This window comes from Sphingobium sp. LMA1-1-1.1 (assembly GCF_040676365.1).
Classification (GTDB): Bacteria; Pseudomonadota; Alphaproteobacteria; order Sphingomonadales; family Sphingomonadaceae; genus Sphingobium.
The window spans coordinates 471,096-484,506 of sequence record NZ_JBEGHS010000001.1; the positions used below are offsets into that span (position 1 = coordinate 471,096).

Consider the following 13,411-nt stretch of genomic DNA (forward strand, 5'->3'; position numbering starts at 1 on the left):
CTCCATATGCGGGCCCAGTCCAGCGGAGGGATGAATGAGCAATTACGACTTCGACCTTTTCGTCATCGGTGCGGGATCGGGAGGGGTCAGGGCGTCTCGGGTGGCCGCAGCACATGGCGCAAAGGTCGCCGTGGCCGAGGAATATCGCGTCGGCGGCACCTGCGTCATTCGCGGCTGCGTGCCCAAGAAGCTGCTCATCTATGGCGCGCATTTTGCCGAGGACCTGAAGGATGCGCGGCGTTTCGGCTGGAACGTGCCCGACTGCGGTTTCGAATGGACGACGCTGCGCGACAATGTGCTGGCGGATGTCGACCGGCTGGAGGGGCTCTACAGGAACACGCTCGACAGCCACAAGGTCGAGCTGATCGCGGAACGCGCCACGATCACCGGGCCGCATGGCGTGAAGCTCGCCAGCGGGCGGCAGGTGAGCGCGAAACATATCCTCATTTCCACCGGCGCCTGGCCCATCATTCCCGATATCGAGGGCGCGGAGCATGGCGTGACGTCCAACGAGGTGTTCCATCTGGAGGAATGCCCCAAGCGGATCGTGATCGTCGGCGGGGGCTATATCGCCAATGAATTTGCCGGCATCTTCCACCAGTTCGGCAGCTATGTGACGATCGTCAACCGATCGGGCACGCTGCTGCGCGGCTATGACGAGCAGATCCGCGACCGATTGCTCCAGATATCGACGATGAAGGGGATTAATTTCCGCTTCAATGCGGAGATGGAGAAGATCGAGAAGAATGAGGACGGCACTTTATGCGTCCGGTTCAGGAACGGCGATCCCGTCGCCTGCGACCTGCTGGTCTTCGCGACCGGGCGCAAGCCGCATGTCGATGGGCTGGGCCTGGAAAATGCCGGGGTCGAGTTGAACGACAAGGGCGCGATCAAGGTCGATGAATATAGCCGCACGAGCTGCGAGAGCATCTATGCGGTGGGCGACGTCACCGACCGGATGCAACTGACGCCGGTGGCGATCCGCGAGGGGCATGCCTTTGCGGACACGGTGTTCGGGGACAATCCGCGCACGGTGGATTACAGCTGCATCCCCTCCGCCGTGTTCAGCCATCCGCCGCTGGCCGGCGTCGGCCTGACCGAAGCGCAGGCGAAGAACAAGCTGGGCACGGTGAAGGTCTACACGTCCGACTTCCGGCCGATGAAGAACGTGCTGGCCGGGCGGGACGAGCGGGCGCTCTACAAGATGGTGGTGGATGCGACCACCAATCGCGTGGTCGGGCTGCACATGATCGGGCCGGATGCGCCGGAAATATTGCAGGCGGCCGCGATTGCGGTGAAGGCGGGCCTTACCAAGCAGCAGTTCGACGACACGGTTGCCCTGCATCCGAGCATGGCCGAGGAACTGGTGCTGCTGAAATAGGATCGGGAGCGGAGGACGGGCTGCCCGGACGGGTTCAGCCCTCCGCCACGAAGGTCAGGACCAGCGCGTCGCGCCAGGCCGGTTGCGCCGGATCGACGCCATGGATCTCAGTGACGCCATGCAGGATGCGGTGGTCGTCGATCAGTACGGCATCGCCCGCCTGCGCCAGGGTGAATTCGCCGAGCGGCTGGCCGTCGGGAGCGCCGATCCGGGTCACGCCCTCGCCGACATTGCGGCGGTCGACCAGCATCACGAACACCCAGTCCACGCCGTCGCGGTGCATGCCCTCCGGCGTCGGGCGGCCTGCCTCCGCCAGGCTTGCCTCGATACGGAACTGATGCATTTCGACATGCTGCGGCCCGGCGAGCGGGAAGCTGTGCGCGCAGAAGGCGAAGATGGAACGCATCGCGCCATTGTCGATCGTGGCCTGTTCCACGGGATCGAACCAGCGCTGCACGTCGCCGTTCAGCGGATTATAGTCGCGGCTCTGGAAATGGGGCTGATGCGGTTTGCGCGTGAACCGGCCCTGGTCGTAGGCGAAGGTCGCGTGGCGGCGGCGGCGGTAGCGACCGCCGTCCGCCATGTAGAGGTCGGGACCAAGATCGTTCCAGCTGCGTACGAGCGCTGCCCAGTGGTCCGCCGCGATCGCGAGCTGCCCGAACAGCCGGGAACCGTCCAGGCGCGCGAAGCCGGCGGCCTCCAGTTGCTGCCTAAGGGCGGTGTCCGCCAATATGTCCGTGTCGCGCATCCATCTTTCCTAACGGAACGGACGGACGAGCGACAGGGCCAGTTCCCGCATTCAGGATTGCCGCATGTTCCCGGGCTCAGGCGATCGTCGGAACGATCCCGCCCTCCGCCCTTATGGCGGCGCCGTTGGTGACGGCAGCGAGCGGGCTGGCGAGATAGGCGACCATCGATCCGATCTCGTCCGCCTCTATCAAACGGCGGATGAGGGAGAGCGGACGCATCGTCCGGAAGAACTCCGCCTCGCGATCGGCCTCCGGCGCGTCCTTGTTGTCGACTACGGACTGGATGAAATCGACTATCCCTTCCGACCGGGTGGGGCCGGGGAGGACGGAATTGACGGTCACGCCGGTGCCCCGGGTCTGTTCGGCAAGGCCGCGGGCGATGGCGAGCTGGGCCGTCTTGGTCATGCCGTAATGGATCATCTCTCCTGGGATCACCAATGCGCTTTCGCTGGCGATGAAGATGATGCGGCCCCAGTTCCGGTCGAGCATGCGGGGGAAATAATGGCGGGCAAGGCGCGCGCCGCTGACCACATTGACCTCGAAGAAGCGATGCCAGTCCTCATCCGAAATTTCGGTGAAGGGCCTGGCCTCATAGATGCCCAGATTGTTGACGAGGATGTCGATATCGGGCGCGGCCTCGACAAGGGTGGCTGCGCCGGCGGCCGTGGCTGCGTCGGCCAGTATCGGCCGGATCCTGCCCGATTGGGCGAGTTGCGCGGCGGCCTCCTCCAGCTTGTCCTGGTTGCGGCCGGTGATGACGACTTCGACACCTTCTTCGGCAAGGCGTTTGGCTATGGCAAAGCCGATTCCGGCGGTCGATCCGGTGACGAGCGCGGTCTTGCCGCTGAGTTTCAGATCCATGGGGCAACTCCTGTCTTGCGTGGTTGGGCGCAGAGATAGGAGAAGCAGTCATTGATGATTAGAATGATCATCTTCACTATAGAAGTGATTCAGGATCATGAGTGGCATATGGATAACCGCTTCGGGGACATAGAGACATTTCTGGCCGTGGCGCAGGAGGGCAGCCTTGCCTCCGCCGCCCGGACATTGCGGCTGACCCCGTCCGCCGTCAGCCGAAGCGTCGCGCGGCTGGAGCAGCGTCTTGGCGTCACCTTGCTGCGGCGGACAACGCGATCCCTGGCGCTGACCATGGAAGGCGCGGCCTATCGGGACCGGATGACCGCCCTGATGGCGGAAATGACCGATGTCGAAAGCAGGCTGGGGCAGGAGGACCAGGGACCGCGAGGGCTGTTGCGGGTGAATGCCTCCGTATCCTTCGGCATCCACTGCCTCTTGCCGATCCTGCCCCGGTTTCTGGCGCGGCATCCGGCGGTGACGGTCGATCTGGCGCTATCCGACGCGGTGGTGGACCTGGTGGAGGAGAGGGCCGACATCGCCGTCCGGATCGGACCGTTGCGCGACACGCGGTTGCGGGCGAAGAAGCTGGGGCACAGCCGCATGGTGCTGGTCGCCAGTCCCGCCTATCTGGCTGAGCGGGGCACACCGCGCACGCCCGACGATCTTGAAGGGCATGACTGCCTGCAATTCAGCTTTCGCAGGTCGGTGGACAGCTGGGCGTTCCGGATCGGGGGGCGCACGGTGATGCGGCCGGTACAGGGGCGCTTCTTCGGCAATTCCGGCGAGGTCGTTCGGCAGATGGCGATCGCGGGCGGCGGCATAGCGCGGCACGGGCGGTTCCACGTCGCCGCCGACCTGCGGGAAGGTCGGCTGGTCGAGGTGCTGGGCGATTTCAGCACGGGCGACGGCGAGGATATTCACGCCCTCTATTCCGCTCAGGACCGGCTGGCGGCGCGGCTGAGGGCCTTTCTAGACTTTCTGGAGGAAGAGCTGGAACTGCCGGTTTAGAGCGGGCTTCGATCTGGATTCCCTTTCTTAAGCAGCGATGCCTGGAAATCGCTCTAGCCAATCCAGTAGGGCACGATCTGGCGGTTGTCGGGATCTACGCGGATTGGTCGGTCGGCCGGTGGGAAGGCACGCTGGTCGCAGCTTTGGCGGGGGCAGAGGCGGCAGGTAACGCCTATGGGGGTCGCCGCGCCCTCCACCTCCAGCTGCAGGCCGTCGGCATAGACGAAATTGGCGGCGTGCGCGATTTCGCAGCCCAGCACGACGGCGAAGCGGCGCGGCGTGCGGCTGTAGCTGCCGGAGGGTTTCACCAGCCCCTTCGCCATGGACACATAGCGGACCCCGTCGGGCGTTTCGCCGAGCTGCACGTTGATCCGGTCGGGGACCGCCACCGCTTCATGGACGTTCCAGAGCGGACAGGCGCCGCCGAAGCGGGCGAACTGCAATCGGGTGGCGCTATGGCGCTTGGTGATATTGCCGGCCATGTCGACACGGCAGAAGAAGAAGGGGATGCCCCGCAGGCCGGGCCGTTGCAGCGTCGAGAGGCGATGGCAGGCCTGTTCGAAGCTGACGCCGAAGCGGCGGGCGAGGCGGTCTATGTCATGGCGCACTTCGCGAGCGGCTTCGCGGAAGGGCGCATAGGGCATCAGCAGCGCCCCCGCGGCATAGTTGGCAAGGCCGATGGCGAGCAGGCGGTCCGCGCCGGGGACGGGCAATGCCGCCTTGTTGACGACGTCGGCGATCACGGCCTGCCCCTCCAGCATCGTCAATTGATGGGCGAGCATGAACTTGCGGCTCTCGGTCGGGAGGGCGGCGTTCACGAACAGCCGCTTTTCGCTGCTGGTATAGGAGCGGAGAGCGGAATCCGGCGTTTCCGCGATCAGCGTTTCAATGCCGTGGCGACGGGCGAGCGCCTCCACCAGCATGCCTTCGTCGAGCGTCTGGCCGGCGGTGAAGCTGGCAGCCATGTCCTCCGCCAGGCAGTCCAGGACATGGACGTAATTGCCCGCTTCGTGGAACCAGTCGCGCGCCGCCTCCCAGGGGAGGCGGGCCTGCACCGCATGGTCGTTGGCGATCGCCTCCTCGATCATGTTGATGCGTTCATTGGCGCGCATATGGGCATTGTACAGGTCGACATAGCGCGCCGCGAATTCGGGGAATTGCAGGTGCAGCTTCTCGATCCGTTCAGGCTCCATCGGGACGCCGGGCAGTTCGGGATGGGCAAGGGCGAAGGTGAAGGCGCCAAGAAGCTGCTCCTCCTCCCGGCTGTCGAAGCTGGCCCAGTCAGTGGGAAAGGCGCTGGCGACGGCCGCCTTGACCTTCGCCGTCAGGGGGCGGTCGTCATTCTCAAGCTGACTGAGATAGGATACCGATATGCCGAGCGCATGCGCCATGGTCGACTGGTCCATGCGATGGTCCAGGCGGAGCTGGCGCAGGCGCGGACCTGCGAAGATTCGATTGCCACGAGCCATGGATCGTCCATAATTTGCAAAATCGCGATTTGCAAATTGGCAAAATTGCATTTGCGAAAATGCGGAAAGATTGAAATGGGGCGGACATAGACGTCCGCGACACGCCGGAGAAAAGCCAGATATGTCGAAGCTCGCCATTATCGAACAGCTCGAAGCCAAGCGGGAGGCCGCCCGTCTGGGTGGCGGACAGCGCCGCATCGACGCGCAACATGCCAAGGGCAAGCTGACCGCGCGAGAACGGCTGGACGTGCTGCTGGACGAGGACAGCTTCGAAGAGCTGGACATGTATGTCGAGCATAACTGCATCGACTTCGGCATGGATGGGCAGCATATCCCCGGCGATGGCGTCGTCACCGGATCGGGCACGATCAACGGCCGGCTGGTTTACGTCTTTTCGCAGGATTTCACCGTCTATGGCGGCGCGGTGTCGGAACGGCACGCGATGAAGATCTGCAAGATCATGGACATGGCGCTGAAGGTCGGTGCCCCTGTCATTGGCCTGAATGACTCGGGCGGCGCGCGCATCCAGGAAGGCGTGGCATCGCTGGCGGGCTATGCGGAGATTTTCCAGCGCAACGTGCTGGCTTCGGGCGTAGTGCCGCAGATCAGCGTGATCATGGGGCCGTGCGCGGGCGGTGCGGTCTATTCGCCTGCCATGACGGACTTCATCTTCATGGTGAAAGACAGCAGCTTCATGTTCGTGACTGGCCCGGACGTGGTCAAGACCGTCACCAACGAGGTGGTGACGCAGGAGGAACTGGGCGGCGCGGTGACGCATACGACCAAGTCCGGCGTGGCGGACGTGGCGTTCGAAAATGACATCGAGGCGTTGCTGGCGGTGCGCGACTTCGTCGATTTCCTGCCGGCGTCCAACAAGGAACCCGTGCCGGAACGGCCGAGTGCGGACCCGTGGGACCGGATCGAGGAAAGCCTGGACACGCTGATCCCGGCCAATGCGAACCAGCCCTATGACATGCATGAGCTGATCCGCAAGGTGGTGGACGAGGGCGATTTCTTCGAGGTGCAGCCAGCGCATGCAGGCAACATCCTCTGCGGCTTCGGGCGGATCGAGGGCAAGACGGTCGGCATCATCGCCAACCAACCGATGGTGCTGGCGGGTGTGCTGGACATCAACTCGTCCAAGAAGGCCGGGCGGTTCGTGCGCTTCTGCGACGCGTTCGAGATTCCGATCGTCACCTTTGTCGATGTGCCGGGCTTCCTGCCGGGAACGGCGCAGGAGCATAGCGGCATCATCAAGCATGGCGCGAAGCTGCTGTTCGCCTATGCCGAGGCGACCGTGCCGAAGATCACCGTCATCACGCGCAAGGCCTATGGTGGCGCCTATGACGTCATGTCCTCCAAGCATCTGCGCGGCGACCTCAACTATGCCTGGCCGACCGCCGAGATCGCGGTGATGGGCGCGAAGGGCGCGGTGGAGATCATCTTCCGCGGCAAGACGCCGGAAGAGATTGCCGAGAAGACGAAGGAATATGAGGACCGCTTCGCCAATCCCTTCGTGGCGGCGAGCAAGGGCTTCATCGACGAGGTGATCCAGCCGCACTCCACCCGCAAGCGGATCGCTCTGGGCCTGCGCAAGCTGCGCAACAAGAGCCTCGAAAACCCGTGGAAGAAGCACGACAATATTCCGCTCTGAGGAGAGGGCAGTCATGAAACTCGGTCGCTTGAACCATATCGGCGTTGCCACCCCCTCGCTGGAAGCGTCGCTGGCCTATTATCGCGACGTCATGGGCGCGACGCTGACGCACGAGCCGTTCGACCTGCCCGCCCAGGGCGTGAAGGTGTGCTTCGTCGATACGCCGGGCGAAAATGGCACGGCGGGCACGCAGATCGAGCTGATCGAGCCTTTGGGCGAGAACAGCCCGATCCACGGCTTCATCGCCAAGAACCCGGCCGGTGGGCAGCATCATATGTGCTATGAAGTGCCCGACATTCATGAAGCCAAGGCCTGGTTCGAAAAGCTGGGCAAGAAGGTGCTCGGCGAGCCGCGCATCGGCGCGCATGGGACGCTGATCTTCTTCGTCCACCCCAAGGATATGAACGGGGTGCTCACTGAAATCATGGAAACGCCGAAAGAGGGCGCGCATTGATATGACCGAGAAGCCGACGCTGGACCAGTGGGCCGCCGCCGCCGCCAAGGAGGTGAAGGGCAAGGATCTGAACTGGCATACCCCGGAAGGTATCACGGTGAAGCCGCTCTACACGGCCGAGGACGTGACCGTCGATCCGGGCCTGCCCGGCTTCGCACCGTTCACGCGCGGGGTGCGCGCGTCCATGTATGCGGGGCGCCCCTGGACCATCCGGCAATATGCGGGCTTCTCGACGGCAGAGGAATCCAATGCCTTCTATCGCCGCAATCTGGCGGCGGGGCAGAAGGGGCTCAGCGTCGCCTTCGACCTTGCCACCCATCGCGGTTATGACAGCGACCATCCCCGCGTCGTCGGCGACGTCGGCAAGGCTGGCGTGGCGATCGACACGATCGAGGACATGAAGATCCTGTTCGACGGCATTCCGCTCGACCAGATGTCGGTTTCCATGACGATGAACGGCGCGGTGATCCCGATCCTCGCCTTCTTCATCGTCGCGGGCGAGGAGCAGGGGGTCGAGCGCAAGTTGCTCGACGGGACCATCCAGAACGACATCCTCAAGGAGTTCATGGTCCGCAACACCTATATCTACCCGCCTGAACCGAGCATGCGTATCATTTCGGACATTTTCGGCTATACCAGCCGCGAGATGCCCAAGTTCAACAGCATCTCCATCTCCGGCTATCATATGCAGGAAGCTGGGGCGACGCAGGTGCAGGAACTGGCCTTCACCATCGCGGATGGTGCGGAATATGTGCGCTATGGCGTGGCTTCGGGCCTCGATATCGACAAGTTCGCGGGGCGGCTGAGCTTCTTCTTCGCCATCGGCATGAACTTCTTCATGGAGATCGCCAAGCTGCGCGCTGCCCGCGTGCTGTGGCATCGGGTCATGACGAAGCTGGGCGCGAAGGACGAGCGCAGCAAGATGCTGCGCACCCATTGCCAGACGTCGGGCGTGTCGCTGACCGAGCAGGACCCCTATAACAACGTCATGCGCACCACCATCGAGGCGATGGCGGCGATGCTGGGCGGCACGCAGTCGCTGCACACCAATGCGCTGGACGAGGCGATCGCGCTGCCGACGGATTTTTCGGCCCGCATCGCGCGCAACACGCAGATCGTCATCCAGGAAGAGACCGGCATGTGCAATGTCGTCGATCCGCTGGGCGGCAGCTATTATATCGAGAGCCTGACCCAGCAACTGGTCGACGCGGCGCAGGAGATCATCGACCGCGTCGAGGCCGAGGGCGGCATGGCGAAGGCCGTGGGCGCCGGCTGGCCCAAGGCGATGATCGAGACCGCCGCCGCTGCCCGTCAGGCGCGGGTCGACCTGGGCGAGGACGTGATCGTCGGCGTCAACAAATATCGCCTGGCGAACGAGGACCTGCTGGAAACGCTGGAGGTCGACAATACCAAGGTTCGCGAGGCGCAGATCGCGCGCATCAACCGGGTGAAGGCGGAGCGCGACGAGGCTGCGTGTCAGGCCGCGCTGGATGCGCTGCGTGCAGCGGCGGCCGGGCCGCAGTCGATCGAGAACAACCTCCTTGCCCATGCGGTCGAAGCGGCGCGGGCGCGTGCCACGCTGGGCGAAATCTCCTCCGCCATGGAGGACAGCTTCAACCGTTACGGCACGGTGCCGACGCCGGTGAAGGGCGTCTATGCCGAGCCTTATGCGCAGGACAGCCGCTGGAAACAGGTACTTGACGGGGTGCAGGCCGTCGAGCGGCGCCTCGGTCGCAAGCCGAAGATCCTTATCGCCAAGATGGGGCAGGACGGCCATGACCGGGGCGCCAACGTGATCGCGTCCGCCTTTGGGGACATGGGTTTCGACATCGTGTCGGGTCCGCTGTTCCAGACGCCGGAGGAAACGGTGGTGCTGGCGCTCGACAGCGGCGTCGATGTGGTGGGGGCTTCGTCGCTGGCCGCGGGGCACAAGACGCTGATCCCCGAACTCATCCGGCAGCTTCGGGAAAAGGGTCGGAACGACATCAAAGTGATCGCGGGCGGGGTCATTCCGCCGCAGGATTATGACTTCCTCCGTGACGCGGGCGTTCAGGGGATTTATGGACCGGGCTCCAACGTCGTGGAATGCGCCGCAGATGTGCTGCGCCTCCTCGGCCACAACATGCCCCCGGCGGGGCTGGAGGAAGTCGCATAATGACACTCACTGCCAAAGTCCTTGGCCGCACTGACTGGACCCGCGACGAGATCGCCGCGCTGTTCGACCTGCCCTTCAACGACCTGATGTTCGAGGCGCAGTCGATCCACCGGGCGAATTTTCCGAGCAATGAAGTGCAGTTGTCGACCCTGCTGTCGATCAAGACGGGCGGCTGCCCGGAGGATTGCGGCTATTGCAGCCAGTCGACCGAGGCGGAAAGCGGCCTCAAGGCCACCAAGCTGATGGACGTGCAGGCCGTGCTCCAGGCGGCGGCGCAGGCCAAGGACCATGGTTCGGGCCGTTTCTGCATGGGCGCTGCGTGGCGCAATCCCAAGGAACGGGACATGCCCAAGCTCATCGAAATGGTGAAGGGCGTTCGCCAGATGGGCATGGAAACCTGCATGACGTTGGGCATGCTGTCGTCGACCCAGGCGAAGCAGCTCGCGGATGCGGGGCTGGATTATTATAATCACAATATTGACACTTCGCCGGAAAATTACGCCAACGTCATCACCACCCGGACCTTCGAGGATCGGATCGAGACGCTGGAAAATGTGCGCGATGCAGGCATCAATGTGTGCTGCGGCGGGATCGTCGGCATGGGCGAGACGCGGAGCGACCGGATCGGCTTCCTGCATGCCCTGGCCACCATGCCCCACCCTGAGAGCGTGCCGATCAATGCGCTGGTTCCCGTCGAGGGTACGGTGTTGGGCGACATGCTGAAGGACACGCCGCTCGCGAAGATCGACGAGGTGGAGTTCGTCCGCACCGTCGCCGTGGCGCGTATCGTCATGCCGCAGTCGATGGTGCGGCTCTCGGCAGGTCGCGAAAGCATGAGCGAGGCGTGTCAGGCGCTGTGCTTCATGGCGGGCGCGAACAGCATCTTCACCGGCGACAAGCTGCTGACGGCGGCGAACGCTGGCGACGACAAGGATAGTGCGCTGCTTTCCAAGCTTGGGCTGACACCGATGATGGCGCAGCCGCATGGGCATCTGGAAGCGGCGGAGTGAGAAAGAGGCTGCCGCTGTTAATCGGCGGCTTCTTCACCTTCATCCTTGTCCTTTGGACTATCCAGACAATCGTTTTCCTTAGAGATCATACATAAAGAGCGGAAGCCGAGGACATAGATGGCAATCACCAAGATCCTGATCGCGAACCGTGGCGAAATTGCGTGCCGCGTCATCCGCACGGCGCGGAAGATGGGCATCAAGACCGTGGCGGTCTATTCGGATGCGGACGCGCGCAGTCCCCATGTGCTGATGGCGGATGAGGCGGTGCATCTCGGCCCGCCGCCTGCTGCCCAGTCCTATCTGCTGGCCGACAAGATTATCGAAGCCTGCAAGGCGACCGGCGCGGACGCGGTGCATCCGGGCTATGGCTTCCTTTCCGAGCGTGAGAGCTTCCGCAAGGCGCTCGACGCCGAGGGCATCATCTTCGTGGGGCCGCCCGCCAATGCCATCGCCGCGATGGGCGACAAGATCGAGTCCAAGAAACTCGCCAAGGCCGCGGGCGTCAATGTGGTTCCGGGCTATGTCGGCGTGATCGAGGATACGGAGCATGCCGTCCGCATCTCCAACGAGATCGGCTATCCGGTGATGATGAAGGCTTCGGCCGGCGGCGGCGGCAAGGGCATGCGCCTTGCCTATAGCGAGCAGGACGTGCGCGAGGGCTTTGAGGCGACCAAGCGTGAAGGTCTCAACAGCTTTGGCGACGACCGCGTCTTCATCGAGAAGTTCATCGAAAGCCCGCGCCATATCGAAATCCAGATACTGGGCGATCAGCACGGCAACATCGTCTACCTCAACGAACGCGAATGTTCGATCCAGCGCCGCCACCAGAAGGTGGTGGAGGAAGCGCCTTCGCCCTTCGTATCCCCTGAAATGCGCAGGAAGATGGGCGAGCAGTGCGTCGCCCTGGCCCGCGCGGTCGGCTATTTCAGCGCGGGTACGGTCGAACTGATCGTGTCAGGCGCGGACAAGACCGGCGACGGATTCTACTTCCTGGAGATGAACACCCGCCTGCAGGTGGAGCATCCGGTCACGGAAGAAATCACCGGCCTTGACCTGGTCGAGCAGATGATCCGCGTCGCCAATGGCGAGGAACTGTCCTTCCGCCAGGAGGATGTGAAGATCAACGGCTGGGCGATCGAGAACCGCGTCTATGCGGAGGATCCCTATCGTGGCTTCCTGCCTTCGACCGGCCGCCTGATCCGCTACAATCCGCCTGAAACGGGTGCGGACGAAACGGGCGCGCTGGTCCGCGTGGATGACGGCGTGGTCGAAGGCGGCGAGGTCAGCATGTTCTACGACCCGATGATCGCCAAGCTGATCACCTGGGCGCCGACCCGTCTGGAGGCCATCGACAAGCAGATCGCGGCGCTGGACCAGTTCGAGATCGAGGGGCCGGGGCACAATATCGACTTCGTCTCCGCGCTGATGCAGCATGAACGCTTCCGTTCGGGCAACATCACCACCGGCTTCATCGCGGAGGAATATCCGGAGGGGTTCACCGGCGCTCCGGCTTCCGAAACGCTGCTGAAGCGCCTGTCGGCCATCGGTGCCTTCGCCGCGATGGCGCAGGCGGACCGGGCGCGGCGGATCGACGGGCAGTTGGGCAAGCGCCTGTCTCCGCCGACCGATTGGCAGGTGAAGATCGGTGACGCGATCCACGATGTCGTGATCAACGGCGATGACGTCACGGTCGACGGCGAAGCCATGGAACTGGCGCTGGAATATACGCCCGGCGACCGGCTGATCGAGGCGGAGTTCGGCGAGGAGCAACTGGCGGTGAAGATCGCGCCGGTGCGGTCGGGCTTTGTGCTGACCGTCCATGGCGCCAGCCACAAGCTGCGCATCCTGCCCGCCCATGCCGCGGTGCATGCCCGGCACATGATCGAGAAGATCCCGCCAGACCTGTCGCGTTTCCTGATCTGTCCGATGCCCGGCCTTCTGGTCGCGCTGAACGTCCGGGAAGGGGACAAGGTCGAGGCTGGCCAGCCGCTTGCCGTGATCGAGGCGATGAAGATGGAGAATATCCTGCGCGCGCAGAAGGCGGGCGTGATCAAGAGCGTGTCCGCCGCGCAGGGCGAAAGCCTGCCGGTGGATGCGATCATCCTGGAACTGGAATAATCGGGCGGCGCCAAGGGAAAGTCGGGATGCGCCTCTCGACTTTTCCACCGCCGGCATTGCGAGCGATCGGTTCCGATCGCATGGAAATCGCTCTGGATTTCTTGCTTTCCGCGATTTCTTAACCAGCGATCGGTTCCGATCGCTTGGAAATCGCTCTAGCATGACCGTATGCATGTGAACCACGATTCCGGGGCGGTCGCCGCCGACCCCATCGGCTTCGACGATTTCCTGAAGGTGGACATCCGCGTCGGCACCATCGTTTCGGCAGAAGCTTATCCGGAGGCGCGCAAGCCCGCCTACAAGCTGCTGATAGATTTCGGGGCTGCCATCGGGCTGAAGAAATCAAGCGCGCAGATCACCGAAAATTATGCGGTCGAGGAACTGGCGGGCCGGCAGGTCGCGGCGGTCGTCAATTTTCCGCCGCGGCAGATCGGGAAATTCATGTCCGAGGTGCTGACTTTGGGTTTCGCGGATGAGGCGGGAGCGGTGATGCTGTTCGCGCCCGACCGGGTGGTGCCGAACGGGTCTCGCCTGTTCTGATCGGTAGGGCATAAC

The 13,411-nt window shown here is 63.6% G+C and carries 11 protein-coding genes; 8 read left to right on the forward strand and 3 right to left on the reverse strand.

What is annotated here, in order from left to right; translation table 11 throughout:
- Nucleotides 1-34: 34 nt before the first annotated feature.
- Nucleotides 35-1,381, forward strand: a complete 1,347-nt coding sequence (gene gor / locus MRBLMA1_RS02320; protein WP_363734790.1) for a glutathione-disulfide reductase — start codon at nucleotides 35-37, stop codon at nucleotides 1,379-1,381.
- Between the two features lie 34 nt (nucleotides 1,382-1,415).
- On the opposite strand, the gene MRBLMA1_RS02325 is transcribed toward gor, so the two are convergent.
- Both MRBLMA1_RS02325 and MRBLMA1_RS02330 read right to left on the reverse strand, forming a co-directional pair.
- Nucleotides 1,416-2,129 (reverse strand): 2OG-Fe dioxygenase family protein, encoded by a 714-nt coding sequence (locus MRBLMA1_RS02325; RefSeq protein ID WP_363734791.1) that lies wholly within the window; start codon nucleotides 2,127-2,129, stop codon nucleotides 1,416-1,418.
- Nucleotides 2,130-2,205: 76 nt separating this feature from the next.
- On the reverse strand, nucleotides 2,206-2,991 hold the full coding sequence (locus MRBLMA1_RS02330) for an SDR family NAD(P)-dependent oxidoreductase (protein ID WP_363734792.1): 786 nt from the start codon (nucleotides 2,989-2,991) through the stop codon (nucleotides 2,206-2,208).
- A 108-nt stretch (nucleotides 2,992-3,099) separates the two neighbouring features.
- On the opposite strand from MRBLMA1_RS02330, the gene MRBLMA1_RS02335 reads away from it, so the two are divergent.
- Entirely contained in the window at nucleotides 3,100-3,996 is an 897-nt protein-coding gene (locus tag MRBLMA1_RS02335) for a LysR family transcriptional regulator (RefSeq protein ID WP_363734793.1), read from the forward strand.
- Between the two features lie 53 nt (nucleotides 3,997-4,049).
- Here MRBLMA1_RS02335 and MRBLMA1_RS02340 read toward each other — a convergent pair whose 3' ends face one another.
- A complete protein-coding gene (locus MRBLMA1_RS02340; protein WP_363734794.1) occupies nucleotides 4,050-5,465 on the reverse strand; it encodes a helix-turn-helix domain-containing protein in 1,416 nt (471 codons plus the stop codon).
- A gap of 121 nt (nucleotides 5,466-5,586) precedes the next feature.
- On the opposite strand from MRBLMA1_RS02340, the gene MRBLMA1_RS02345 reads away from it, so the two are divergent.
- From MRBLMA1_RS02345 to MRBLMA1_RS02370, 6 genes are all read left to right on the forward strand, one after another.
- Nucleotides 5,587-7,119 carry an acyl-CoA carboxylase subunit beta gene (locus tag MRBLMA1_RS02345; protein WP_133652036.1) on the forward strand — a complete coding sequence of 511 codons (1,533 nt, stop codon included), beginning with the start codon at nucleotides 5,587-5,589 and terminating at the stop codon, nucleotides 7,117-7,119.
- Nucleotides 7,120-7,132: 13 nt separating this feature from the next.
- Nucleotides 7,133-7,573: a methylmalonyl-CoA epimerase gene (mce, locus tag MRBLMA1_RS02350; protein WP_363734795.1), complete on the forward strand. Its 441-nt coding sequence runs from the start codon at nucleotides 7,133-7,135 to the stop codon at nucleotides 7,571-7,573.
- Between the two features lies 1 nt (nucleotide 7,574).
- Entirely contained in the window at nucleotides 7,575-9,728 is a 2,154-nt protein-coding gene (gene scpA, locus MRBLMA1_RS02355; protein WP_363734797.1) for a methylmalonyl-CoA mutase, read from the forward strand.
- A complete protein-coding gene (gene bioB / locus MRBLMA1_RS02360) occupies nucleotides 9,728-10,738 on the forward strand; it encodes a biotin synthase BioB (protein WP_363734798.1) in 1,011 nt (336 codons plus the stop codon). The genes scpA and bioB overlap by 1 nt, the downstream gene beginning before the upstream one ends.
- A gap of 117 nt (nucleotides 10,739-10,855) precedes the next feature.
- Entirely contained in the window at nucleotides 10,856-12,856 is a 2,001-nt protein-coding gene (locus MRBLMA1_RS02365; RefSeq protein ID WP_363734799.1) for an acetyl/propionyl/methylcrotonyl-CoA carboxylase subunit alpha, read from the forward strand.
- Nucleotides 12,857-13,024: 168 nt separating this feature from the next.
- Nucleotides 13,025-13,396 (forward strand): tRNA-binding protein, encoded by a 372-nt coding sequence (locus tag MRBLMA1_RS02370; RefSeq protein ID WP_133652031.1) that lies wholly within the window; start codon nucleotides 13,025-13,027, stop codon nucleotides 13,394-13,396.
- Nucleotides 13,397-13,411: the final 15 nt, after the last annotated feature.

What these genes read in the sequence shown, in the direction of transcription:
- bioB (WP_363734798.1), top strand. Translation starts at nt 9,728, where the DNA reads ATGACACTCACTGCCAAAGTCCTTGGCCGCACTGACTGGACCCGCGAC.
- MRBLMA1_RS02370 (WP_133652031.1), top strand. Translation starts at nt 13,025, where the DNA reads ATGCATGTGAACCACGATTCCGGGGCGGTCGCCGCCGACCCCATCGGC.
- mce (WP_363734795.1), top strand. Translation starts at nt 7,133, where the DNA reads ATGAAACTCGGTCGCTTGAACCATATCGGCGTTGCCACCCCCTCGCTG.
- MRBLMA1_RS02330 (WP_363734792.1), bottom strand. Translation starts at nt 2,991, where the DNA reads ATGGATCTGAAACTCAGCGGCAAGACCGCGCTCGTCACCGGATCGACC.
- MRBLMA1_RS02345 (WP_133652036.1), top strand. Translation starts at nt 5,587, where the DNA reads ATGTCGAAGCTCGCCATTATCGAACAGCTCGAAGCCAAGCGGGAGGCC.
- MRBLMA1_RS02365 (WP_363734799.1), top strand. Translation starts at nt 10,856, where the DNA reads ATGGCAATCACCAAGATCCTGATCGCGAACCGTGGCGAAATTGCGTGC.
- scpA (WP_363734797.1), top strand. Translation starts at nt 7,575, where the DNA reads ATGACCGAGAAGCCGACGCTGGACCAGTGGGCCGCCGCCGCCGCCAAG.
- MRBLMA1_RS02325 (WP_363734791.1), bottom strand. Translation starts at nt 2,129, where the DNA reads ATGCGCGACACGGACATATTGGCGGACACCGCCCTTAGGCAGCAACTG.
- MRBLMA1_RS02340 (WP_363734794.1), bottom strand. Translation starts at nt 5,465, where the DNA reads ATGGCTCGTGGCAATCGAATCTTCGCAGGTCCGCGCCTGCGCCAGCTC.
- MRBLMA1_RS02335 (WP_363734793.1), top strand. Translation starts at nt 3,100, where the DNA reads ATGGATAACCGCTTCGGGGACATAGAGACATTTCTGGCCGTGGCGCAG.
- gor (WP_363734790.1), top strand. Translation starts at nt 35, where the DNA reads ATGAGCAATTACGACTTCGACCTTTTCGTCATCGGTGCGGGATCGGGA.